General features: G+C 51.4%; 22 protein-coding genes and 1 tRNA gene. 15 read left to right on the top strand and 8 right to left on the bottom strand.

What is annotated here, in order from left to right:
- Positions 1 to 5: 5 nt before the first annotated feature.
- On the bottom strand, positions 6 to 1565 hold the full coding sequence (locus ACKFKF_RS21440; RefSeq protein ID WP_446869604.1) for a FecR domain-containing protein: 1560 nt from the start codon (positions 1563 to 1565) through the stop codon (positions 6 to 8).
- A gap of 370 nt (positions 1566 to 1935) precedes the next feature.
- On the opposite strand from ACKFKF_RS21440, the gene ACKFKF_RS21435 reads away from it, so the two are divergent.
- The 6 genes from ACKFKF_RS21435 (at position 1936) to ACKFKF_RS21410 (ending at position 7700) form a co-directional block, all read left to right on the top strand.
- Positions 1936 to 3438, top strand: coding sequence for a hypothetical protein (locus tag ACKFKF_RS21435; protein ID WP_446869603.1), 1503 nt, complete (start codon positions 1936 to 1938; stop codon positions 3436 to 3438).
- A 233-nt stretch (positions 3439 to 3671) separates the two neighbouring features.
- A complete protein-coding gene (locus ACKFKF_RS21430) occupies positions 3672 to 4205 on the top strand; it encodes a universal stress protein (RefSeq protein ID WP_446858785.1) in 534 nt (177 codons plus the stop codon).
- Positions 4206 to 4348: 143 nt separating this feature from the next.
- On the top strand, positions 4349 to 5146 hold the full coding sequence (gene minC, locus ACKFKF_RS21425; protein WP_446858784.1) for a septum site-determining protein MinC: 798 nt from the start codon (positions 4349 to 4351) through the stop codon (positions 5144 to 5146).
- A 416-nt stretch (positions 5147 to 5562) separates the two neighbouring features.
- A complete protein-coding gene (gene minD / locus ACKFKF_RS21420) occupies positions 5563 to 6369 on the top strand; it encodes a septum site-determining protein MinD (RefSeq protein WP_446858783.1) in 807 nt (268 codons plus the stop codon).
- Between the two features lie 84 nt (positions 6370 to 6453).
- Positions 6454 to 6837, top strand: a complete 384-nt coding sequence (gene minE, locus ACKFKF_RS21415) for a cell division topological specificity factor MinE (RefSeq protein WP_446869602.1) — start codon at positions 6454 to 6456, stop codon at positions 6835 to 6837.
- Entirely contained in the window at positions 6834 to 7700 is an 867-nt protein-coding gene (locus ACKFKF_RS21410; protein ID WP_446869601.1) for a shikimate dehydrogenase, read from the top strand. The genes minE and ACKFKF_RS21410 overlap by 4 nt, the downstream gene beginning before the upstream one ends.
- A gap of 29 nt (positions 7701 to 7729) precedes the next feature.
- Here the strand turns inward: ACKFKF_RS21410 and ACKFKF_RS21405 are convergent, their stop codons facing one another.
- Both ACKFKF_RS21405 and ACKFKF_RS21400 read right to left on the bottom strand, forming a co-directional pair.
- Positions 7730 to 7987: a hypothetical protein gene (locus tag ACKFKF_RS21405; protein WP_446858780.1), complete on the bottom strand. Its 258-nt coding sequence runs from the start codon at positions 7985 to 7987 to the stop codon at positions 7730 to 7732.
- Entirely contained in the window at positions 7969 to 9012 is a 1044-nt protein-coding gene (locus ACKFKF_RS21400; RefSeq protein ID WP_446858779.1) for a ParM/StbA family protein, read from the bottom strand. The genes ACKFKF_RS21405 and ACKFKF_RS21400 overlap by 19 nt, the downstream gene beginning before the upstream one ends.
- 224 nt (positions 9013 to 9236) lie before the next feature.
- Here ACKFKF_RS21400 and ACKFKF_RS21395 point away from each other — a divergent pair.
- Positions 9237 to 9308, top strand: a tRNA-Val gene (locus ACKFKF_RS21395).
- Positions 9309 to 9428: 120 nt separating this feature from the next.
- On the opposite strand, the gene ACKFKF_RS21390 is transcribed toward ACKFKF_RS21395, so the two are convergent.
- Positions 9429 to 9677, bottom strand: coding sequence for a hypothetical protein (locus tag ACKFKF_RS21390; RefSeq protein WP_446869600.1), 249 nt, complete (start codon positions 9675 to 9677; stop codon positions 9429 to 9431).
- A gap of 249 nt (positions 9678 to 9926) precedes the next feature.
- Between ACKFKF_RS21390 and ACKFKF_RS21385 the strand changes: the two genes are divergently transcribed.
- The gene (locus tag ACKFKF_RS21385) at positions 9927 to 10505 is read left to right on the top strand and encodes a Uma2 family endonuclease (protein ID WP_446869599.1); all 579 of its coding nucleotides are present in this window, start codon (positions 9927 to 9929) and stop codon (positions 10503 to 10505) included.
- 33 nt (positions 10506 to 10538) lie between these two features.
- Here the strand turns inward: ACKFKF_RS21385 and ACKFKF_RS21380 are convergent, their stop codons facing one another.
- Both ACKFKF_RS21380 and ACKFKF_RS21375 read right to left on the bottom strand, forming a co-directional pair.
- A complete protein-coding gene (locus ACKFKF_RS21380; protein ID WP_446869598.1) occupies positions 10539 to 12974 on the bottom strand; it encodes an HD family phosphohydrolase in 2436 nt (811 codons plus the stop codon).
- A gap of 236 nt (positions 12975 to 13210) precedes the next feature.
- Positions 13211 to 14044: an ADP-ribosylglycohydrolase family protein gene (locus ACKFKF_RS21375; protein ID WP_446869597.1), complete on the bottom strand. Its 834-nt coding sequence runs from the start codon at positions 14042 to 14044 to the stop codon at positions 13211 to 13213.
- A gap of 213 nt (positions 14045 to 14257) precedes the next feature.
- Here ACKFKF_RS21375 and ACKFKF_RS21370 point away from each other — a divergent pair, with 213 nt between their 5' ends.
- Positions 14258 to 14974 carry a peptidoglycan-binding protein gene (locus tag ACKFKF_RS21370; protein WP_446869596.1) on the top strand — a complete coding sequence of 239 codons (717 nt, stop codon included), beginning with the start codon at positions 14258 to 14260 and terminating at the stop codon, positions 14972 to 14974.
- Positions 14975 to 15420: 446 nt separating this feature from the next.
- On the opposite strand, the gene ACKFKF_RS21365 is transcribed toward ACKFKF_RS21370, so the two are convergent.
- The gene (locus tag ACKFKF_RS21365) at positions 15421 to 16323 is read right to left on the bottom strand and encodes a tRNA (5-methylaminomethyl-2-thiouridine)(34)-methyltransferase MnmD (RefSeq protein WP_446869595.1); all 903 of its coding nucleotides are present in this window, start codon (positions 16321 to 16323) and stop codon (positions 15421 to 15423) included.
- A 578-nt stretch (positions 16324 to 16901) separates the two neighbouring features.
- Between ACKFKF_RS21365 and ACKFKF_RS21360 the strand changes: the two genes are divergently transcribed.
- Positions 16902 to 17696: a sulfurtransferase gene (locus ACKFKF_RS21360; RefSeq protein ID WP_446869594.1), complete on the top strand. Its 795-nt coding sequence runs from the start codon at positions 16902 to 16904 to the stop codon at positions 17694 to 17696.
- An 80-nt stretch (positions 17697 to 17776) separates the two neighbouring features.
- On the opposite strand, the gene ACKFKF_RS21355 is transcribed toward ACKFKF_RS21360, so the two are convergent.
- Complete coding sequence (locus ACKFKF_RS21355) at positions 17777 to 18898, bottom strand: FAD-dependent oxidoreductase (protein WP_446869593.1); 1122 nt, start codon at positions 18896 to 18898, stop codon at positions 17777 to 17779.
- Between the two features lie 234 nt (positions 18899 to 19132).
- On the opposite strand from ACKFKF_RS21355, the gene ACKFKF_RS21350 reads away from it, so the two are divergent.
- The 5 genes from ACKFKF_RS21350 to ACKFKF_RS21330 all read left to right on the top strand — a co-directional run bounded on the left by ACKFKF_RS21350 (position 19133) and on the right by ACKFKF_RS21330 (position 22409).
- Complete coding sequence (locus ACKFKF_RS21350; protein WP_446869592.1) at positions 19133 to 19861, top strand: hypothetical protein; 729 nt, start codon at positions 19133 to 19135, stop codon at positions 19859 to 19861.
- A gap of 124 nt (positions 19862 to 19985) precedes the next feature.
- Positions 19986 to 20513, top strand: coding sequence for a hypothetical protein (locus ACKFKF_RS21345; RefSeq protein ID WP_446858769.1), 528 nt, complete (start codon positions 19986 to 19988; stop codon positions 20511 to 20513).
- Positions 20514 to 20668: 155 nt separating this feature from the next.
- Complete coding sequence (locus tag ACKFKF_RS21340) at positions 20669 to 20911, top strand: hypothetical protein (protein ID WP_446869591.1); 243 nt, start codon at positions 20669 to 20671, stop codon at positions 20909 to 20911.
- Entirely contained in the window at positions 20911 to 21327 is a 417-nt protein-coding gene (locus ACKFKF_RS21335; protein WP_446869590.1) for a PIN domain-containing protein, read from the top strand. The genes ACKFKF_RS21340 and ACKFKF_RS21335 overlap by 1 nt, the downstream gene beginning before the upstream one ends.
- Positions 21328 to 21461: 134 nt before the next feature.
- Positions 21462 to 22409, top strand: coding sequence for an FTR1 family iron permease (locus ACKFKF_RS21330; protein WP_446869589.1), 948 nt, complete (start codon positions 21462 to 21464; stop codon positions 22407 to 22409).
- Positions 22410 to 22489 lie beyond the last annotated feature (80 nt).

Below are 22489 nucleotides of genomic sequence, written 5' to 3'. Positions count from 1 at the left end.
GTCTCTTATCTCACAGGCTGCTGAACCTGTCCCGTTGTCGCTGGGGATTCGGGTGTGGCGGATGGTGCCAAGGCGGGAGCTAGTGTGGGAGTGATTTGAGGCGATCGTACTGCTGGGGTCTGCTGTACAGGCGCAGGTGGGTTATTTTGCTGGGTAGGTGGCACGACTGGAGCCTGAGTCGGGGTTGGAATGATAGTCGGTGCAGGAGTAGGAGTCTGGACGGGGGGCGAGATTGGAGCTTGAACAGGCGGTTGGACAGGAGGCGTGACAGGTGTCCGAACAGGGGGCGATATTGGAGCTTGGACAGGCGGTGTTACAGGGGCTTGAACAGGTGGAGTTGGAGCTTGAACAGGTGGTGCGACAGGTGCCTGAACGGGGGCCGGAGTTGGAGCGACAGGTGGTGTGACAGGAGCCTGAACGGGTGCTGGCGCTGGAGCCTGAACGGGAGGTGTCACAGGGGACGGAGCTTGTATTGCTGGGGGCGGGTTAGGAATGGACTGTGGAGGCTGATTTTGCTGGGTAGGTGGCGCGACAGGTGCCTGAGTCGGGCCTGGTGTAGGAGTCTGGACAGAGGGTTCTGGTGGAGCCGGGGTGGGAGTGATTGTTGGAGGTTCTGGATTAGGTACTGGAGGTACTGGAGGTACTGGATTAGAAGATTGCCCAGAATTGATCGAATCTCCGGTGCTTACAGTCGGTCGAAGGTCACCCAGATTGTCTCCAAGAGGGTTAGAGACTGAAGGTTTTATCCCATCTTGGGTAGCAACAGATTGGGAGGGTTCTTGGTAAAAGTCGGAGTCAATTGGTGAAAGACTCACAAATTTGCCTTGAATCACTCCCTCACCCTGAAACGGATCTTTGCTCTGCTTCTGAAAGGCCTCAGAGGTCTCGCCTTGGACAGCGGCAATATCGCCATCTGCATTTGCCCCATTCTCTTTGGTTAGGTCTAGACCTCTGACAAGCTCACTGGTTTCATAAAAAGTCTTTAGGTCAAACTCATAGAGCTTTTGAATTTGGTCTTTCACAATGATGACCATCTGCCCAGATTTGAGTTCTTGCTGTTGTCCATTTCGGCTAGAAATATCCATTGGCCCGTCGGGGTTGTCGGTCAGGGCACCAATGATCGTCGTATCGGTTGCTGCGTCATATCGGACAAACAACGCTGATCCTCTAATTCCGGCTGAGGCATTGGGCGTGTTTACCTTGGTTCTACCTCTGCCAGGCGGGATGAGCAGCAGTACCGTCCCATTGCTTAGACGAAAGTTGCGAGTCCCAGCGGTAAAGCGAAATAGGGCAAGTTCTCCCACCCTAGCCAGAGAGCCATCATTAAAGCGCAAGGCTGCACGAGCCGATCGAGCCGTTGACAAAGCATCCCCAGTTGTCATGAGATCTCTTAACTTGGCAGTGCGGGGAGCTTGGTTTTCACGCATCAGCCGAGCCTCACGGACTAATTCTTGAATGGTGGCCTTGCTCAAGGTCACCTCCGCACGGGCAGGCTTGGGCGAGAAAATCGTACCCAATCCGCAGAAAACGATCGTTGTGACGACGAGGAACAGTTTGCGAGACATAGACGCTCCAAGGGCAGAGGGACACTAGAGCCATCTAGATCTACTAGACAAACTCCGTGCTTTAGGGCTTGCTAAATCAAACTTTACAGGAACTTGTGAACAATGACGTAACCCGTATAGGTGAAAACACAGATTCAGTCTTTATCCTCACTTTACATGCACTACCGAAAAGATGGAATTGTATCCAGAAGCTTTAAGAACTCTTCATCAAGAATCGAGTAAAACCAATCTGTATTAGGTTGGATAGCGACAAGGTAGGCAAATGTTCCTGAAAGTTAGAACAAAGTGTGAGGGGTTGAGCCAGGTGGTAGTCAGGAAGGGCAATCAAAACCGATCTAGTAGACGTGCAGTTCTCAGTCTTGAGCAACCGATGCGTCGTCATAAGTTTGGGCGAAATCAGCTTTTGGGTCAGACCTGTTTTTGGGCGATCGCCACGCTTGCCCCCTCAGTTTGCGCCATGCCGCTCCCCTCGGCCTTGTCTCTAAACGGAGATTGGCATCGTCCGGATTTATTAGATGCTCCGGCTCCCCCTTCCGCTTTTGGCAGTCATCAGTTTGCTGCTTATGTCCAGGACTTAACCGATCGGGCAGCCCCTTCTCACCCCTCCCCTCCTCCCATTCATCAGCAGGCGACTTTTCCTCCTCCTCGACAAGCATCCGTACAAACCGCAAGGCCGCTTTCAAAACAGAGTCAAATATCTTACCGAGCCAGCGATCTCACTACCCAGGAGCCAATTCGCAAGATAGAAGCTCGATCGCCCCAGCAGTTTGACCTCGATCAGCCCGACAAGACAATCTCAGATTGGACAGAAATCACCCGCCTAGAGGAGCCGTCTTCATCTACTGAGGCTGCGTCTTTTTGTTGGCGGGTTGATGATACAAACTGTACAGTTGTCACCAACTTAAATTGGCTGAGTCAGGCTCAACCGACCGCCGACCCCGAATTGGGAATTTTGCGACTGCGACGGCAGCTTCGACCCGGAGATCCCGAATTGGGAACCTTGCAACTCACGCCTTTAACCCTGGGAGGTGTGCTTGACCCAGAACTCGGCATTCCCATTCTCCGAGAAAGGCCGCTCGATCAAAAACCCCCTGCACCTCGTGTCGCGCGACAACCTTCTGTCTACTTGCTACTAAGGGCGGACTACTTTAAGACAACGAATGTATTTTCGGGCGTTGACCCGGTAGACGATGGACTGATCCGATCGGGTCTTACCCTATTTTACGCCCCTGCGATCGGGCCCCAAACCTATCTTGTCACCTCGCTGGATGCCAGTCTAATCCGCTATGCCAACCTGGGCGGCATGAAAAACCAAGTAGGCTCCAGCACATTTGGTTCGCTCAACTATAACGAACTGCGATTTAGAGCCGGAGTTTTACAGCGGTTGAGTCCCCGAATGTTTGGAGAAATTGGCTGGAGCAATCAGCAGCTATTTACCACCAAAGCAGGACTGCGGGACGCTCTGAAAGGCGATCGCTTTTTTAATGACCACTCGATTCGCGTCGAACTCAACCGCCAAGATCCGCTGTCGCCCAGGGTGTCTTTAAATACGTTCTATCAGTTTCGTGCCAGTTTTGCTGATCCGAGCGATCGCGATCGGTTGATTCACTCTCTGATCGCATCGTTGGGCTACAGTCTTTCACCCACTTTTCAGGCGGCGATCGATTATCAGATTGCCTGGTCACACTTTACCCGACAGGTGCGAGATGACATCTATCAACAGCTAGTGGGCCGTCTCACGTACAACGTTACGCCTCAGAGCCAATTTAATGTGTTTGGTGGATTTAGCTTTGGGTATTCCTCAGATACAAATATCGATTTCAACGGCTTGATCGTTGGCGTGGGATTGGTGATCAACCTGCCCCTGTTCTAGAAGCAAGTCTTTTAGGAGATCAGTTCGATGAAGTTTTTCGCTTCGCTGTTGAGCGTTCTGCCCCTCAAGCTGCCAATTCTGCGGGACTTTAAGAGAAGAACTTAAGAGAAGAACTGGGGTTCGGAATTTATCAAGTCCAAAGTCCCCTCTGTTTATCGTTTTGTTTTAGAAACGCTCTATCCAAGTCGTCTCCCATTAAATTGAAATTAGTTGAGTATCAGGAGGAAAGTCCTGTGTTTCAAAGAATTTTAGTTGCCTTGGATCAGTGCGATCGCAGCCAATTAGTGTTTGAGAAAGCTTTGGCGATCGCCCAACCCCTTCACGCTCAGTTGATGTTAACGCATGTGTTATCGCCTCTCGAAGATGGCTATCCCACGCCGATTTATCCGGTGCCAGACAGCATCTATCCCATGCAGCACGAAGAACTAGTACGGCGATCGACCCAAGAATTTGCCGCTTTTGAGCAACAAGGACTAGAACGACTGCGAACCCATCAGCGGATCGCCACCGCCGCAGGTATTGTTACCGAATTTACACAAAACATTGGCGAACCGGGAGACACCATTTGCCAAGTCGCCAAGACCTGGAAAGCTGACCTGATTATCGTGGGGCGACGGGGACATGCCGGACTCGCAGAATTGCTGCTCGGCAGTGTCAGTAATCATGTGATGCATCATGCCCCTTGCTCTGTGCTGATTGTCCAGGGAGAAACAGGAGAGTCTGCGCCAATCCAGTCCCAAGCCAGCGCAACACCCGTTAGTTCGTAAACTTTGATACTCAGTTTTCACTCATTCACTCCAGTAACAAGGCAAAATAGCAGAGATATCGCAAGCAGAGATGATCTTCAACTTGCGCTTATGATGGGGCATGAGTCCTAAAATAGTTAATCCTTGCAGCCCAGATTCTCTGCATGACTTCCGAAGCCTCTCTTCCTTCTTCACTGCCCGATTCTCCTGCCCCGATCGAGGTCAGCCAAAACATCCAGGTGCGCTTGAAAAATGAAGGCGGTCACCTACTTGTCACACTGCCTCCTGACTCAGAAAACACAGACGCATCAAGCGGACTGACCTGGCCAGAAATTTGGCAACAGTTCAAACAGCAGCTTGATGCTAAGGAGCGATTTTGGCAACCCAACACGATCGTTCATTTGTCGGTCAAAGATCGTCTGATCGATGCTCGTCAACTGCACGCGATCGCGGATGCTCTGTCTGAAGTGCAATTACAACTCAAGCGCGTCTACACCAGTCGTCGCCAAACCGCCGTCGCCGCCGCCACCGCAGGCTACTCAGTCGAGCAACAAACCGCCGTCGCCCACCTCACCCAATCTGCCGGAGAAGCAGGACAAGCGATCGAAGAACCCCTCTATATTCAGATGACGCTGCGATCGGGGACAGAAATCCGGCACAATGGCACCGTCGTTATTTTGGGCGATCTCAATCCTGGTAGCTCGGTAATTGCCGAAGGAGACATTCTCGTGTGGGGTCGCCTGCGGGGAGTCGCTCATGCAGGCTGCAAAGGGAATGCTCGCTGTCTGATCATGGCGCTACAAATGGAGCCGACTCAGATTCGGATTGCTGATTTTGTAGCCAGGGCACCCGAAACGCCCCCTGCTCAGTTTTATCCAGAAGTGGCCTACGTCGCTCCCCAGGGCAACATTCGGATCGCAAAAGCCACGGATTTTACACGTCAGTCTGAGAAGAAAGAGTAGCTCCAATTTTTGGGGAAGTGGCTCGTCTTTTGATCCCCTGTGACTCTGCTAAAAAGGTGAGAAGATCAAAGTTCATCGATCGTAGATTTAACAAAACCAACGATCGTGTAACGATTCTGTAAGATGTGTTGAGCCACGCAAAGCGTATCGATTTCAACCATTGGTGGTGCGTTTTCCTACCGCTCAATACGCCCTACAAAATTCGGTACTGTTTAACTTGCGAGCCATAGAAAGATAGGAAAATCCGTTTTTCTGACTAACTTCCCCAGGGCGGTTGAATTAATTGAGTAAATTTTCTGATACTGTTGGCTGAAGGTTCAATATAGACGATCGCACGGTACAGTTTCCGGCTATTCTGGAACATCTATCATCTGGTTTAGGCAACACTCGTTAGTACGTAGTCGTATCACAGATCAATGGCTCGAATCATCGTCATCACATCCGGCAAGGGTGGAGTGGGCAAAACCACCTGTACAGCAAATTTGGGTATGGCTCTGGCAAAACGGCGACGCAAGGTTGCGGTTATCGATGCCGACTTTGGGCTACGAAATTTAGACCTTCTATTGGGGCTAGAAAATCGCGTCGTCTTTACTGCGGTTGAGGTGCTGGCGGGGCAATGCCGCCTTGAACAGGCCCTCGTCAAAGACAAACGACATCCTAACTTAGTGCTGTTGCCCGCCGCGCAAAATCGCACCAAAGATGCCGTCAATCCCGATCAGATGAAGCAGCTAGTCAACGCGCTGGCCAGAGTGTACGAATATATTTTGATCGACTGTCCGGCGGGGATTGAGAATGGCTTTCAAAATGCGATCGCCGCTGCCAAAGAAGCGCTGATTGTCACGACTCCAGAAATTGCTGCTGTGCGAGATGCCGATCGGGTCGTCGGACTTTTAGAAGCCAATAATGTCAAACAAATTCGGCTGATTGTCAACCGTCTTAGACCTGCAATGGTGCAGGCAAACGATATGATGTCGGTCGAAGATGTACAAGAGATTCTTGCGGTGCCGATGATCGGTGTGGTGCCCGATGATGAGCGTGTCATTGTTTCGACCAATCGAGGAGAGCCGTTAGTCCTGTCTGAAACGCCTTCCCTTGCAGGGGCTGCCTTTGATAACATCGTTCGTCGCCTCGAAGGTGAAACGGTTCCTTTTCTGGATTTAAACGTTCAGTCGGATGGATTTTTTTCGCGAATACGCAAAATTCTCTCGACCAAACTGATGTAGGTCGGATACAAGTATAAAAGTCCACCAGACGCTTTCCCGATTCCTTTTCTCGACTGTAGCTCTCCTTCTCGACTGTAGCTCTCCATGATCATCGAACTTCTAGAACGACTTTTTCCGCGAGCCAATGACACCAGTCGCCAGGACGTAAAGCGCCGTCTCAAATTTGTGCTGGCTCACGATCGCGCTGACCTGCCGCCTAACCTGCTCGAGTCCATGCGGAAAGAGATCTTAGAAGTGGTACTGCGCTATGTAGAACTCGAAGATGACGGCATGGAGTTTTCGCTCGAAAATAACCAGCGAACGACCGCCCTAATTGCCAATTTGCCGATTCGTCGCATTCGTACCGACCAAACCAAACCAGACATCAAGCCAGAAGTCAAACCCGTCCTTCAGGACGATAGCGGCGAAGTCACCCTTGATCTAACGCTGGCCGAGACCACCCCGCCAGAGTCTGTGCCCAAAGAATGAACCGGATCACAGGTCAAACCAAACTGCTGGGCGTGATGGGCTACCCGATTGCTCACTCACTCTCCCCGGTGATGCACAATGCGGCCCTGGCTGAGATGGGAGTTGATTGGGTCTATGTGCCGTTTGCGATCGCTCCCCCGATGTTAGCGACCGGATTGACTGGACTGGCGGCGATCGGGGTGCAGGGCTGTAGTGTGACGATTCCTCACAAACAAACCATCATTCCCTTATTGTCCAAAATTTCGCCTGTGGCTGAGGCGATCGGCGCAGTGAATACGATCTGGCAGACGGAGCAAGGCTGGAGTGGCACCAACACCGATGTCGAAGGATTTTTAGCCCCCTTGCAGTCGATGCAGCGAGATTGGAGTCAAGCCGTTGCGCTAATTTTGGGAAATGGCGGAGCCGCCAGAGCCGTTGTCGCTGGATGTGCCCAATTAAGATTTGCAGAAATCCACGTTGTCGGGCGCAATCCTCAAAAGCTAGAAGCCTTCGCCCAAAGCTGGCAACAGTCGCCCCTCGCCCCAACGCTTCAAGTTCACTCCTGGGAGCAGCTACCTAACCTGATGGGTCGCGCTAACTTGTTGGTGAATTCGACTCCGATCGGCATGGCTCCTCATCCTGATCAATCGCCGCTCACTCAGCTTGAAGCTGACCAGATTACACCCGGACTGATCGCCTACGATTTGATTTATACGCCCAGCCCCACCCAGTTTTTGCAGCAGGTTATCGAACGGGGAGGAACGGCGATCGACGGCCTAGAAATGTTAGTCGAGCAAGGGGCCGCCGCGCTCAAAATTTGGCTCAGGCAGCCCGTCCCGGTTGAGGTGATGCGTCACTCGCTCCAACAGCATTTGGGGATTTGACACGATCACTCCATCCATCCCCTCGCTTGCTACATGCTCAACAGATCGTCTAGTTCATCTAACGCCTCACAGTCTAGAGTCCGACCAATCTGAACAGGGACATTTCGTGAAGTTGCGATCGTCGTCTCAACATTGATCGGCTGCAATCTGCCATAGAGATAGTCATCTGCATATTTGCGAAAGACCGCCTCGATCGCCGCCCGCGAATTTTTTAAGCCCCACTCAGACGCAATCTGTTCTGCCTTTTCCAAAACGTCCTGGCTGAGTCTCATTTTGTTGTCATACATAGCTGCAATCCTTCAGGAATCGGAAACAAACCTCGAACATTCGCAAACTGGGGATCGGGGACAACCGCAAACAGCTTACGACCTGCCAATCGTTCTGCGATCAGGTGAGAACTGCCCCCCGTGACCAAAAATCGAGTGACTCGCGCCATAAAAGGCGTATATTGTGCCTTCACCGTCTGAAAAATCCCTTTGAACCAGGGGTCAAGATACTCGTTGAGCCACAGTTCCCACGACAGGCCCGTATCAGCATACTGATGCCCCATCTTGAAGCCATCCATAATCAAAGCAGGGTCAGCCGTCGTCCCCAGCCCATTCGCCAATCGCTTATCGAAACTGATGGCCGTCGCCAACTCATACGCCCCGCCGCGATCCATCACATTTTCGTCAATCACGTCGCCTTCTGCATCGATCAGCCGCGAAATCCAGGTGCCGCCGCCAATGTCTACGACGATCGTGTACCCGCTATCAGGAATCAGCCCCAGCCGTTGTGCGTAGGTATAGGAACCCAGCCCTTCTCGCTCGACTTCTACCTGCTCGACGGTGACCCGAAACGGAATGCCATTGCGCTTAAACTCGTGAATGCCCATCAGTTGCGCCCTCAAAACGTCTTGGCTGCGGGCAGGTTGGGGCGTTGAAACATGCAGGTTGAGTGAAAATTGACAGATGTCTTCGGCAGCGCGATCGGCTTCGATACAGGCGTAAAGGTGCAGCCGTGCCAGGTCAAGTTTGTTTTCGACCACGGTTTGTTGCTGTCTGCGGTACTTATAAGCCTGGGTGCCAAAGTGATAGCGCGCCCCGTCGGGCAGCTCGATCAACGGTGAACTGTCTGAGTAGCGCACGGCATCTCGACCTTGAGGAAGCTGAAATCGAATCGATCGAATCGCTTTGGGGTTTCCGGTGCCGTTCCAAAACTTCAGGTCATAGTTTCCGGCATCGAGGGCGAGCGATCGGGTAGGCACAATGGCAACGGGGATGGCGGGAGCTTCTTTTCGCGCTCTCGTTTGTTTGGCTTCTACACTGGTCATTGGTTCCTCCTTTATACTGATCCGTTAAGGCTGCGATCATGTGTCCCCAACTGCGGTCAGGTTTACCCAATTAGTACATAAGTACTCTATGCGAACCAGTCGGAGGTGTCAAGTCGATCGCCAACAAATTTGAAAATCAGTTATGCATAACAAGAACCCCAAAATGGTATGATGTCAACATTGAACCAACCACTCTTCTAAAGGGCTGCGGTTCGACAGATTTTGGGCGATTAGCACAGTGGTAGCGCACTTCCTTCACACGGAAGGGGTCACTGGTTCAAATCCAGTATCGCCCATAGACTTAAACCCTTCTCTAGGGAGAGTTTCAAGCAAACTGAAGCTCCTAGCTTTTATTCATCAAAACTCTCTTTACTCCCTTCCCGCTGTAAGAACTAGGAAAGAGTAAGGGGCTTCCATTACCCATTGCTCAAATACTCCTCTAGCTTCTGATATTGCAAGTTCTGGACATGTGCCGCTTTCGTCGGTTCCTTTTGAACAGGTTGTGGAAGAGCGATCGCTTCAGTAGTCATTGGTGACGCTTTGGGTAGTAGCTGTACCTTGATCGATTCCGCATCAGCATTCGTCAAACTGAGACGATCCTGAATTTCCTTAAGTTGTTTTCGGGTACGATCGCTAAAAGGAAAGTTTCTCAAAGCCGTTTGCACTGATCGCTCATACTCAATTGAATATAGTCGGATGAATATTCAGTCGGAGTTTCAACTAGCCTCTGATACAGCCACTTCACCAATGTCTCAAGACTGCTGAACGTGATTTTCAGGTCAAAAAGCCTAGGTTCAGGCTGGTCATGAGATTCAGTGAAATTACGGCACTGAGAAAATTTTAACTCGTAGGAGAAAGTTCTGTGAGAAAAGCAGTTCTGTTAAGCTACGGATACTCATCCAGCGAGGCAAATCATGACTGCCTTAGTGATCAATCTCAGACCGACGATCGAACTCACCGACGACGAATTCTACAAGTTCTGTCTACAGAATCCAGACCTCCGAATTGAAACCACAGCAACAGGAGCGCTAATTGTCATGCCGCCAACTGGAGGAGAGTCTGGCAAACGCAACGCTGATTTAACGACGGATGTTGGACTTTGGAATCGTCAAGCTGATCTAGGAGTCGTGTTTGATTCTTCAACGATCTTTAAGTTGCCGAATGGAGCTAATCGTTCTCCTGATGTTGCATGGATTACGAATGATCGCTGGAGTGCTTTAAGCATCGAACAGCAAAAGAAGTTTCCCCCCATTGCCCCTGATTTTGTCATCGAGTTGAGATCAGAAACTGATACCTTGAGCGAACTTCAGGAAAAAATGCAGGAATATGTGGACAATGGCGTGCGGCTCGGTTGGCTCATTGATCCGCAAACGAAACAAGTAATCATCTATCGTCTCGGTCAGCCTGTTGAAACGCTACAAACTCCAGCGACGCTTTTGGGCGAGACAGTCTTACCCGGATTTGTGCTGGATCTCAGCCGCATATTTCGCTGAATTGGTCTAGAGTCCAAAGTCCAGAGTCCATGATCACCGGGTGCCTAATTTTGGATAAGCGATGCGTTGATGGTTCGACTGTTGCCAGACATTGACGAAGACTCTGGCGATCGTTCCCATTTCTGCACGAGTTAGACCCGACGCAGAAAGCTGACCTTCTTGCCAACGGGCCCGCAAAATCTTGTTGATCATATGCATCGCCTCATCGCGGGTGGCATCTTTGAGCGATCGCAGCGCCGCCTCACACGAATCCGCCAGCATGACAATTCCCGTTTCGCGAGACTGTGGATCAGGGCCGTCGTAGCGAAAATCCTCGTCATTCACAGTTTTCGTGGGATCTTGTTCTGCCTTTTGCTTGGCTTGGTAATAGAAATAAGCAATCATCATGCTGCCTTGATGTTCGGGGATGAATGACTGAACCGCCCTCGGCAACCGCGCCTTGCGGGCCATGACGATCCCCTCGGTGACGTGCTTTTTGATGATCGCCGCACTCTTCCAGGGGTCATTGATCAAATCGTGCTTGTTGGGCGCACCCATCTGATTTTCGATGAAGCCCTGCGGGTCGTGCATTTTGCCGATGTCGTGATAGAGCGTTCCCGTTCGCACCAGTTCGACATTGCAGCCGAGTTCTCGGGCCGCCGCTTCGGCCAGGGTTGCCACAAATAAAGTGTGCTGAAAGGTGCCCGGAGTTTCTGCGGCCAGACGTTTTAACAACGGACGGTTGGGATTGGCGAGTTCGACTAAGCGAATCGTCGTCACCAGATCAAATAAGTGTTCTAAATAGGGACTGATGCCGATCGCCACAATACTCCAAGCCAATCCCAACAGTCCGTAAATCGCCGTCGCCCCCAGCAAGTCATACCAGACCATTCCAGAAGCCATACTCAGCAACAGATAGAGCGCCCCTTGAGTAATGCCGATCGCCACGCCCAAGAGCGCTAGTTCCTCCCGCGATCGCAGCTTTCCACCCCAAAAGGCGGCCAGCAGCCCTCCTGCCACACTCGGCAACCAGTGACTTACGCCCATTGCCATTCCGATCGGCAACAGCGTGCTGAGCAACCCAACTGAAGTCACTGCCAAAAGCGGGCCGTAGAAACTGCCAATCAGAAGACCGATCGCAGGCAAATTAGTCGCCGGAACTCCCAACATCACCAGCACCGGAGCAGTCAACGCCAACAGCCACACCAGCACATAGTCGCGACTCCGCAACCCCTTGGGATGAAACCGCCGCTCAACCCACCAAAATAGCGCCACCGAGACGCTTACCAGAGCGCCAAAGCTGAGAAATCCCGGCCAATTGGTTTGCCGACGACTCAAATTAAAATGATCCAACAGCATAAAATCTCGCTGCGTGATCACCTGACCCCCCGTAACGATGATTTCTCCCCGCCGAACCGTCACCATTTCGGGCTGTACTTCCTGGGCCGCCTGCTCGGCCTTGAGACGGCTTTGTTCTTCGTCTCGCACCAGATTGGGCTGTAGATAACTCATCAGCAGTTTGGTCGCCAGTCCTTTGGAGGCGGGTAAGGCGGATTGAAGATTGAGATTGACCGCACCTTCTAATAGCGTTTTGGGCAGCCCTGGCGGAATCCCCTGAGCGAGAATGCGATCGTTGACCTGCAAAACCTGCGTCTGAAAGCTTTGCCAATCGGACTCTGACAGTTCCAAAATCGAGGCATCATAAAAGCTACTCGATTGAGAGTCCGGATCTTGCAGCGTCAAAACAGCCCCCGTGTACTGTCGTCGCACTTCATTGATTTGCTCGGTGAGCGCTAAAAACGCTTTGGGTGAGTTGGCTTGCAGGTAGTTTTGTAGCTCATTGGCAATCTGCCGCTGAAGGGGATCAGACAGTTGGCTGGGCCGCGGGGCGGTGTTTTGTTTTTTGGCAGCCTGGTCTTGAGCCGCTTGTAAGATGCGCTGCCAGTCGGTTTCAGAGGCTTTACGAAGATAGCGTTGAGCCTGAGTTGAGAGAACTTTCGTTTCGACAAACGGAAACGCCCCCGCAAGCTGTCGAAAACTGGTGCCTCTGGCGATCGCATTCTGCAAGTCTTGACGAATCTGATCATTGATGCGCTGATCGATCATCAAAACCGTAATTGCGACGGTTCGGGCCGCTTTGCGTTTTTCTTCGGTCGCCTTCTTGTCTTCGATCGTGGCATCTCTCGGCACTAACACCATCTGAGGCGACACCTTGCCCACATCCAAAAGCGGCTGATTGTAGTAGCGATGTCCCAAGGTGCTGGTCAGAGAAACGACCGTTACCACAAGCACGATCGTGGGGTGTACCCCTTCTCGAAAGCCCCGCAGTGAAGCCCCTCGACTAGCAAAATTAGCCGACGCAGAGGTCGAAGAGGTGATCATCGGTAACAGCGTCTGCATCCCGGATTTAGACACCGTTTGGCGGAGTTGCTTGTGATACTGGCTGCACACCTGTTGAATCTGTCGCGTCAAGGACTGAAGAGAGGGCATAGGTGCTGACTCATAGCGTGAAGAGTGCGTGGAGGGTGCGTGGAATCGAGTGAAGAGAGCCGAAAGGATTGAAATTTCTAAAAGATTAGTGCCAACTAGACCGGGGGATTGAGACCAGACCGCCGCTATTAATGCTGATATTAATTAAGATGTACTGCACTCACCTCAAAATGACGAGCGTTTGAGCAAACTCGATCGCAGCAACTTCCTTTATAAAAGCTGGAAGATTGATCGAGCTATCCAAATTTACGAATCACCTGGGGAGCAGCCACCGCAGAGGTCAGCGAATCCATCGGGTTGTAAACTCCAGACCAGTGTGACAGTAAACGCCCTGCCTGGCTCAAGGTTTCAGTCGCGTCGATCGCCATCCGCCACTCGATCATCATTCCACTTAATCCGTTATACGCTCCGGAGAGGGCCGCTGTCAGGGCACAAACGGCGGGTTGATGACTCCGGGCAGCGCGTAATAGGGAGAGCCGAAAATCTTCTGGAGTACTGAGAAAACAGTAGAGCGCCAGCGCGATCGCCCCCTTCGATCGTCCCAGTTTGAGGGCCGCATCAAGTCCTGCGGGCTGCGTCAGTAAGGTTTGCACCTGCTGAAGTTGCTCAACTAGCGGCGATTTGGACTTGTCAAGGGTTTCCAGGGTCACCAAAAGTTGAGGAATCAGCGTCAAGGGGTCGAGTCTTTCCTGCAAGATTTCGGCGATCGCACATTCCACCACAAACACGCCGCGCGGGTCGATTTTGGGATTCTCAACGCTGGCGATCGCTCGCTCCAGGTTTTGCCAAAGCCTTAAGGGGTCTTCATGAAAGAATAATCCCACAGGCAGCAGGGCAATCGCCATCTTTGCGGTCACGTCTGTCCCTGATAAAGGCTGATCAAACGCCTCCAGATTAAACTTGTGACGAAGCAACTGTTCTAGATAATGATGCGTCAGACTTTGCATCGGAAAAGGCTGAGTGGTCAGTTGACCGACGATCGTCCCCATTGCCCACGCTTCTCCCAAAATGGCTCCCACCAGGGTCGCCTGAAATCGAGTTAACAGCCCATACTGCATCGGTTCGCCCATCCCTTTTGAGGGTAATAAATGTGACGTGAAGATCGATCGCGCTTGCCAGGTTAGGATACACTCAGTAGGATCGATTTGAGGTGGTGCGATCGTTGTATATAGTAGGATAAGTGCAACCTTTCGCTAATCAACCTCCACATTTGGGGTCTCAACCATGCTACAGGTTCAGTTTATCTACCACGACGGATGATCAACTTACTGAGGTCAAGTCCGATGAACGGAAGCCGCACCAGAGCCACAACCCTAAGACGTTTCCAGCGATCGCTTCGAGTCACCTGCCAGCGATCGCTCTGTCACTACGGTACACTCAGCTTGCTTTGGGTGGTTTGTTTTGCGCCAGTTGCTCTAAGCCAAAGTCAAGACAGTGGACAACCCGCCTCCTTTAGCATCTTGCGTCCTTTGCTGCGATCGGGCAGTCGAGGTGCAGAAGTGACCGAACTGCAAGCCGCGCTTAAATTATTAGGCTACTACGATGGATCAGTAGACGGCTTCTATGGAGACACGACCGTAACGGCTGTTTCGAGATTTCAGCAGGCTGCCGGACTAACCAAAGATGGCATTGTGGGCACCGCTACCTGGGATCGGCTATTTCCGCCAAATGTGAGCGATCTGCCCGCCTCCACGCCCTTTCCTGCTCGTCCTGTGTCTGCGTCTGCTCCTAAACCCTCTCCTGCCCCCACTTCTCCCCAACCCGCTCGACAAGAAGATCCCCCGACGACGATCGACTTCCCGATTTTGAGAATCGGCAGCCAGGGAGCAGCGGTCACCAGATTACAGGAGCGACTCAAAGCGATCGGGCTATTGAGCGGAGCGGCCGATGGAGTCTTTGGCGCAGAAACTCAGTCAGCCGTCAAAGCGGCTCAGTCCAGGTTTGGGTTAGAAGCAGATGGCGTTGTCGGAGGGGCAACCTGGAGTGCCTTGATGCGATAAAAGCTGGAGTGAAATGGCGTTTTTAGGGCTGATATTTCTCGTGATCAACTGATGTGAATTTTGGTAAATGAAGGCGCGATCGACCAGCAGAGAATGCTAGTTTAAAACCAGGCACAAAGAAGTTAAACCACTTCTCCCAACTGTTAGATTTGAGCCTGTGCCTCCCGCTCGAATCTAGTCGTACAGCGTGGTTTGAGTAGCACTGACCTCTAAAACATTAGCTTTGGGTTGTCTCGATCCACTTCGTTTGAGACAAATATAACCCGGCTAAAACTACAGCCTGAATTGGCTGAAAGCGGTGTCAAAAAAGCAATGCTGGCGAATGAAAAGTTCACACTATTTATGACTGATTGAACCAGCTACAACCAATCATTCCTAACTGCTTTAAGGGGTCTAGTTTATCTAAATTAGGCCCCTTGATCTGTGGATAATGCTAACAAAAATAGTTAACTTTCTCGGCCTTGCCAGCGCTTTTTCCAATGAGAAGTGGGTTCTAAACCAGACGAGGCTTGCTCGATTTCACGACGTTTCAAAATCACTGCGGGCGAATCTTTGAGCGTAAAATCTCGATAAGGAACTGCGGCACGAGTCTGTAAATGTTCTAACTCCTGGGGCGAGAGTTGTGGCAGGTCAGCAGCCTCCCAACTGGCGATCGTACCGGGCGATCGTCGTCCCACAGGATCAGTCGCCCCAACCCGCAAACCCGTCGCCATCAAAGCAGTTCGCACCGCCGCCGCACAAGAATAAGTTGCCAACCGACCCTCTGATTTGAGCAGCCGAGCTACCTGACTGAGAAACTCGATCGACCAGAGTTGAGGGCAATGGGGCGGCGAAAAGGGGTCAAGAAAAATGGCATCAAACGGCTCTGACTCCAAAGGTAGCGTTTGACGAGCATCCCCCAGTACTAGTTGAGCATCGAGGCGATCGGTTTTGACTTTGCCAGATTTTGCCAGCGTTGTGAGCAAAGTTTGAATTTCTGGATGCCAGGGAGTGAGAAGCTGATGAGCGACCCTTGCGGTCTCTGCAAAGCAGCACGCCTCTTGAGGCACCGTTGCATCGATCTCCAACGCCACCACTCGCACCCGACAGTCAGGATTTACTTGCCAAATTGCTTCTAGCGCGGCCGCTGTATTGTAGCCCAATCCATAGCAAATATCCAACAGGTTGAGCGAGGCGCGGCCCCTTGCGGATAACTCAAAGCGACTGGCTTTCTGCCTCAACAAAGTCGGCTCGACAAACTTCAATTCTGCTTCTTGCCGCGCCCCAAACTTGCTATGAAACGCCTCTCCATATTCAGTTGAGAAAAACGTAAACGAACCATCACCAGTCGGTTGAGGAGTGAAGGGCATGGGGGAGGGAGGAGGGATGAACGGGAAGTAAAAGGAGATGCGGTAAGATTGAATTCTTAAGAATCGCGAATTAAATAAGATCATTTATTGCCAAGCGACTTCGCCCCCTAAATCCCCCATTCTGGGGGACTTTGAGATCAAAAAAATTCTGGAATTCAAAACGGGTTCGAGCTTCAAAGTCCCCCAAATTTGGGGGATTTAGGGGGCTATAACCCATTGAAACGAAGCCAAAATCAACTAACCAAGCATATTTAGAGAATTTCAGGTTAATAAACTCGCGTTCCTTAGTTTCAAATTAACGCGAATTCAATCTGGCTTTTTCGCTGTGTTGGTCAAATCAATTTGTTAATGCTACGGATCCTGTGCCCCCTAAATCTCCCATTTTGGAAAACTTTGAGAATCCGATACTTTTTTGGCTTGAAGTCCGCCACTCGTGGGAGATTTAGGTTGCCCTCCAAGATCTGTAGCTCTCAAAGATCAATTTGGTATTGGTCAAATCTTCTATCTTCCAACCCCTCAGACCTGGAGGACTTTAGACTGTTAAGATGCTCACCAGGAATTCACACCATCCCTAACCTATGATTCCTGTCGTCTCAGTCGATTGGTTGCGCGAACATCTTGAAGAAGTGACGATCGTTGATTGTCGATTTTCGCTCATGGAGCCAGATTTGGGACGGCAGCAGTATGAGCAGGGGCACATTCCAGGGGCGTATTATTTGGATTTGAATCGAGACTTGTCGAGTCCGGTAGGTCGGCATGGCGGACGGCACCCTTTGCCAGATGTGGTAGCGTTGGGGGCGAAATTGTCAGAGATGGGAGTCACCAATTTGACTCAGGTGGTGGCTTATGACGATTCTCGGTTTGCTTTTTCGGCTCGACTTTGGTGGCTGTTGCGCTATCTGGGACACGATCGCGTCTCGGTTCTTAATGGCGGATTCAGAGCATGGCAGGCAGCCGGAAATTTAACGACGACAAGGCAGCCCGATCGTCGCTCTGGAAGCTTTATTCCTCAGCCTCAGAGCGATTGGGTTGTAGACATTGCCGCTGTCCAAGCCAAAAAAGACTCGGTGGCACTGGTTGATTCGCGTGAGGTAGAGCGCTATCGAGGAGAACGAGAACCCATCGACCCGATCGCGGGCCACATCCCCGGAGCTGTCAACTATCCGTGGCAAGATGTGACCAACGCAGACGGATTTTTGATTGAGCAACCCGATCGCTGGGCAGACGTACGATCGGCTTCAGAAATTTTGGTTTACTGCGGATCAGGCGTGACGGCGTGTGTCAATTTGCTGTCTTTAGAACTAGCAGGCATCGACGCAAAACTCTATGCAGGCAGTTGGAGTGATTGGTGTTCGTATCAAGTTTCAAAATAACGTTCCAAAGTTCCTCAAAGTGAGGAGTTGGAAGGCAGAAAACCTAAATACCGCAGCGAAAAAACTCGATCGAATTCGCCTTACTCCAATCGATGAAACTGATTCATAAAAGCCCGATCGATGCGGTCTTTGAGCAACCAGAGAAGCGACGATCGCCAGCCAAACGTTCCATAAGAAGCCACCGCAGAACGATCACCCGTTCCGATTAAGCTGAGATACTGCCTTTGAGGATGATAAGACCCTAACGGCTGTTGTCGAATCACACGGCACAGATTGTTAAACAGTGGCTTTCCTTGACGGACGGCAAACACACCCGCCTTGGGACGAGGAGAATTGACCATCGCTGCAACGTCACCCGCCGCAAACACCTGGGGATGAGAGACGGACTGTAGCGCATCGTTGACCAAAATAAATCCGTTTTGATCCACAGCCAGTCCAGCTTTGCCTAGCCAGTCTGGAGCCGAAGCTTCTGTCACCCAAACCGTTGCATCACAGACGATCGCCAACCCCGATTCACACATCACCGTCCCCTGACGCACTTCTCGCACCGTTTCTGACAGATGAAGCTGAATGCCTCGCTGATTTAGCAGTTTCTCAAAAAAACGTCGCACCCAGGGACTATGTTTGGGCATTAATTCTGAAGCGCGATGAAAGAGATGCACCGTCACCTGCGATCGCAGTTCCAACAACCGATGCTGCATATTCAGCGCTAACTCGACTCCACCCGTTCCGCCGCCCACGATGCCGATCGTTTGAGCTGAGACAGACGACTGACAAAATTGCTCCCACCAGTCCAACAATTTCTGCACAGGTTTAGCGGGAATGCACTGTGCTGATTCAATGATCGCGGGCAATTTGGGCGTACTGCCAACATCGATCGACACCCAATCAAAAGCGACGGGAGCCTGGTTTTTACACAACACTTGCTGATTTTCTAAATCCAATCCAACGGCTTGATCGATTAAAAATTCTGCTTGAGCAAACTGAGTGAGCGATCGCAAATCAATGTGACAGTCCTCATGCGTATAAAATCCTGCAATTTGTCCCGGTAGCATTCCTGAATAAGGTGTGTCAGAGGCTTCGCTGATCAAGGTCAAACGCACCCCAGGCAACGGATTCAAACCAAACAGTCGGAGGGCGATCGCGTGGCTATGTCCTCCACCGACCAGCACAAGATTTTTGAGCATTGGTTTCTGTGTCATGTCCTGATTTTACGGTGGGGAAGGGGAGGAGACATTGGACGGTGGGCGAGAAGCATAGGACGGTGGGCGAGAAGCATAGGACGGTGGGCGAGAAGCATAGGACGGTGAACTGCTTTGTTTAAGCTCAGGATTGGGTCGCATACTGGCAGCGATTTGTCAAACGATAAAAGCGTTCACTCTGCGGGATTGGCGGTATCCTGATAGGATTGTGAAATCTATGTTGGGGAGTTTCTGATGGATAAGATGCTGTGGCTGGCTGGCTTGGGAGTTGCGATCGCCCTAGGAAGCTGTGGCAAGCAAGATCGAGCGCAGATCCAAAAATCACCCGATGCCGTCCCTGTGACTCAGGCTCCCAAAAATTTTCCCAAGCCGACCGTCAGTGCGAATGCACCGATGCCGACGATCGCCGTCAAGGGAATGATTCAATCAACCAGCGCCCAGACTCGACTTTCTCGACTCTCAACTGCTAATCGGCGTGATCCCTTTGCCGCTGTACTCCCCCCCGAAATCAAGATGGGAGCGGTCAAAAATCAACCTGCGGCAACGCGATCCGTTTCTTCTCAAGTCCAACGGCCCACTGTCAAGCCCGCTACTCAAGCGCCCCAGATTGCCCTAACGCCTCTTCCGCCCAGTTCTTTGCCTGCCCTTCCGCCTGTTGCGGTCAACTCGGCCCCGCCGCTCGCTAATGTGCCTGTCCTTCCGCCTGTCTCGCGCACCAGTTTGGCGGATGCGATCGAGATTACGGGTGTGATTCAAGTTGGGGGCAAAGTAACGGCGATCATTCAATCTCCAACCGAATCGACCGCACGTTACGTTCAGCCCGGTGAATATCTAGCCAATGGCAGCGTCTTATTGAAACGCATTATCATGAGTAAGAACGGAGAGCCAACGATCGTGCTTCAACAAAACGGTGTTGAGGTGACCAAATCGATCGGCAGCACCCGTGTCGCCAGCGCTCTATAGGAATCAATAGCTGCAAACTGACTTCCTATCGATCTCCAGAAGACATCTTCTAAGACAAATCCCCAATTCATCCCAAATTCCTTTCATCCCTCATCCCTCATCCCTCAAAACGGAGCTTCCTGGCATGATGGAGCCTTCCCCGCGATCGACTCACTCCAAGCAAATGTCTAGAGCAAACCCAGAACGGCGATCGCTCAACTACCAGGAGTCTTATATCTGTCCGGTGTGTCGTCATGGGCAGATTGAGGCGTTGACGCTGATGGATGCCTTTGCCTGCAATTTTTGTCGCCACATCTTTACGGCCAATTTGCGAGAGCAGTCCATTCACGTCGAAGATAGCTCTCAGCCGATGAGTTGGCGCTGGAATGGTCGCAACTGGCAAGCTGCAAATCAGCCCGATGTCGATCTGACCGTGGTGATCTGGCTGGTAGGTGTGGCGCTAGTGATTTTGCCCCCGGTGCTGGTGGGAATTCCGGCTTACATTTTTACCCCGTTGGAGGGGAGCGATCGCTCCTGGTTTCCGGCTTTTTGGGTGGGGCTGACTTTTGTCACGCACTTTTTGTTTGTCGCGTGGCTAATGGTTGAGCATTATCAACTGCCGCTCTATGTGTCCTACAAAATTCGTTTGCGCCAATGGTTTGAGCGACGTTAATTGGTTAAGGGACGCTATCATCTCTATCTATTCCTGGATAGTCTTGATAAAGAACTTTTGAACACTCCTGCTGGGGTTCCCATTGAGGTATTACGTCAGATTTACGAAGTCGTAAAGGAACGATTCAGCAAAGCATAGATTAAGGGAAATAACTTATGCAGATCACGATCGACCTGCCGCCAGATCTGGAACAAGACCTGATCCGTCAAGCGGCGCAATCTGACATTCCACTTCAGACCTTAATTCTGCAAGCCTTGCGTCGGATGATTGAAACGCCCCCTGTTTCCACTTCTCAATGGTCAGAGGCTATCTTGTCCTACGAAGGAATTCCTGACTTCCCTGCACTTGAGTCCTACCGTGACGAACTCCTTTCACCCCATGAACCGGAGCTATTCTGATGCGTTATCTGCTCGATACTTGCGTTATCAGCGACTTCATCAAGGGCGAAACTGGTACTAAAGCCAGGCTCAAGCAAACCCCACCCGTTGATATTGCCGTTTCTGCAATCACGGTCATGGAGTTACGCTACGGCTTGGCACTCAATCCACAACGCGCCCAAAAAATCGAAGCGACGATCGCCAGTTTTCTGGCTTCTGTGACAATTCTCTCTTTCAGCATTGTAGAAGCTGAACAAGCGGCTCAGATCCGGGCTGCTCTCAAATCTCAAGGACAGCCGATCAGTGCCTACGATGTCTTAATTGCGGCTACTGCACTTCAACAGACCCTTCTCATGGTCACAGCAAACCAGCGAGAATTCGATCGAGTTCCTGGTCTACAAACTGAGAATTGGCGACAGCCTCAGAAAATTGGTTGATGCAAACCCCAAGGAATTATCTGCTGGAGCGGATGGGCAAGAGATCTCGGTTGCGACGCATACTGGTCTATTGCCGCTCAGAATGATCGTTCGCTGTTAGCTTAGAAGAGTTACCTTCTTGGCGCAGATCAGTTATGTCTGTCGATTTTAGTGCGGCGATTCCGACCTTTGTGATTACGCTGCGTGAAGGAGTCGAGGCAGCCCTTGTCGTAGGAATTGTGCTGGCTTATTTGAATAAAGCGGGTCAGTCTCGACTCAATGCCTGGGTGTATGGCGGTGTCGCTGGAGGAATCGGGGCCAGCGTCCTGGTTGGCATTCTATTTAACTGGACGATTCAAGCGCTGCAAGTGTCCGATCGCCCTTATGCCCCCGTTCTCAAACCGTTGATTGAAGGGGTGTTGGGTGTAGTGGCGATCGCACTCCTCAGTTGGATGCTCATCTGGATGACTCAGCAGGCAAAATCTCTCAAATCCGGTGTAGAAACTCAGATTGGACAGGCGCTCAAAGAAGATGTTGGCGCAGGTTGGGGCGTTTTTGGTCTGATCTTTTTTGCCGTTTTGCGAGAAGGGTTTGAAACCGTTGTCTTTATTGCTGCCAAATTTCAGCAGGGGTGGGTTCCCGTCGGAGGCGCGATCGCGGGATTGGTGACAGCGGCGGCGATCGGCGTTCTACTCTTCAAATGGGGCGTGAGAATCAACCTGCGTCTGTTCTTTCAGATCATGGGGGTGTTTTTGCTGCTGATCGTTGGCGGGTTGGTCATTTCAGCCCTGGCTCATTTCGACAAAGCGTTGGGAAGGCTGGCTCAAGAGCCACAGTTTGCTTCTGTTTGCCCGTCTGGATTGGCCCAAAACGCTTCCTGCTTTCTCGGATCGCCCGTTTGGAATTTGCACGAAATTTTGCCCGATCGCCAGTTTCCCGGCATCATCTTGCACACGCTGTTTGGCTATGTCGATCGCTTGTATCTGGGGGAAGCGATCGCCTATCTCCTCTTTCTGCTAACCGTTGGCGGCATTTACTTACAAAGCATTACTGGCTGGACAGGACTCAGGACTGGAGACCAAAGACTGAAGACTAAAGACTAAAGACTGGAGACTGAAGGCTCTAGATACTAGACTTTATTGGAAATAGGAAGGTGTAGCCAGTAAAATAGTGCCAGTGTCCA

The sequence above is a fragment of the Phormidesmis sp. 146-12 genome, assembly GCF_052939495.1.
Note: the sequence above shows the minus strand (reverse complement) of the source record. Positions and strands in the feature narration are given on the sequence as shown.

Excerpts from the sequence above, each read along its gene's own strand:
- ACKFKF_RS21365 (WP_446869595.1), bottom strand. The coding sequence starts at position 16,323 with ATGCCCTTCACTCCTCAACCGACTGGTGATGGTTCGTTTACGTTTTTC.
- ACKFKF_RS21330 (WP_446869589.1), top strand. The coding sequence starts at position 21,462 with ATGTCTGTCGATTTTAGTGCGGCGATTCCGACCTTTGTGATTACGCTG.
- ACKFKF_RS21435 (WP_446869603.1), top strand. The coding sequence starts at position 1,936 with ATGCGTCGTCATAAGTTTGGGCGAAATCAGCTTTTGGGTCAGACCTGT.
- minE (WP_446869602.1), top strand. The coding sequence starts at position 6,454 with ATGATCATCGAACTTCTAGAACGACTTTTTCCGCGAGCCAATGACACC.
- ACKFKF_RS21335 (WP_446869590.1), top strand. The coding sequence starts at position 20,911 with ATGCGTTATCTGCTCGATACTTGCGTTATCAGCGACTTCATCAAGGGC.
- ACKFKF_RS21410 (WP_446869601.1), top strand. The coding sequence starts at position 6,834 with ATGAACCGGATCACAGGTCAAACCAAACTGCTGGGCGTGATGGGCTAC.
- ACKFKF_RS21340 (WP_446869591.1), top strand. The coding sequence starts at position 20,669 with ATGCAGATCACGATCGACCTGCCGCCAGATCTGGAACAAGACCTGATC.
- ACKFKF_RS21360 (WP_446869594.1), top strand. The coding sequence starts at position 16,902 with ATGATTCCTGTCGTCTCAGTCGATTGGTTGCGCGAACATCTTGAAGAA.
- ACKFKF_RS21345 (WP_446858769.1), top strand. The coding sequence starts at position 19,986 with ATGATGGAGCCTTCCCCGCGATCGACTCACTCCAAGCAAATGTCTAGA.
- ACKFKF_RS21400 (WP_446858779.1), bottom strand. The coding sequence starts at position 9,012 with ATGACCAGTGTAGAAGCCAAACAAACGAGAGCGCGAAAAGAAGCTCCC.
- ACKFKF_RS21350 (WP_446869592.1), top strand. The coding sequence starts at position 19,133 with ATGGATAAGATGCTGTGGCTGGCTGGCTTGGGAGTTGCGATCGCCCTA.
- ACKFKF_RS21370 (WP_446869596.1), top strand. The coding sequence starts at position 14,258 with ATGAACGGAAGCCGCACCAGAGCCACAACCCTAAGACGTTTCCAGCGA.
- ACKFKF_RS21380 (WP_446869598.1), bottom strand. The coding sequence starts at position 12,974 with ATGCCCTCTCTTCAGTCCTTGACGCGACAGATTCAACAGGTGTGCAGC.
- minD (WP_446858783.1), top strand. The coding sequence starts at position 5,563 with ATGGCTCGAATCATCGTCATCACATCCGGCAAGGGTGGAGTGGGCAAA.
- ACKFKF_RS21385 (WP_446869599.1), top strand. The coding sequence starts at position 9,927 with ATGACTGCCTTAGTGATCAATCTCAGACCGACGATCGAACTCACCGAC.
- ACKFKF_RS21405 (WP_446858780.1), bottom strand. The coding sequence starts at position 7,987 with ATGTATGACAACAAAATGAGACTCAGCCAGGACGTTTTGGAAAAGGCA.
- minC (WP_446858784.1), top strand. The coding sequence starts at position 4,349 with ATGACTTCCGAAGCCTCTCTTCCTTCTTCACTGCCCGATTCTCCTGCC.
- ACKFKF_RS21355 (WP_446869593.1), bottom strand. The coding sequence starts at position 18,898 with ATGACACAGAAACCAATGCTCAAAAATCTTGTGCTGGTCGGTGGAGGA.
- ACKFKF_RS21375 (WP_446869597.1), bottom strand. The coding sequence starts at position 14,044 with ATGGGCGAACCGATGCAGTATGGGCTGTTAACTCGATTTCAGGCGACC.
- ACKFKF_RS21440 (WP_446869604.1), bottom strand. The coding sequence starts at position 1,565 with ATGTCTCGCAAACTGTTCCTCGTCGTCACAACGATCGTTTTCTGCGGA.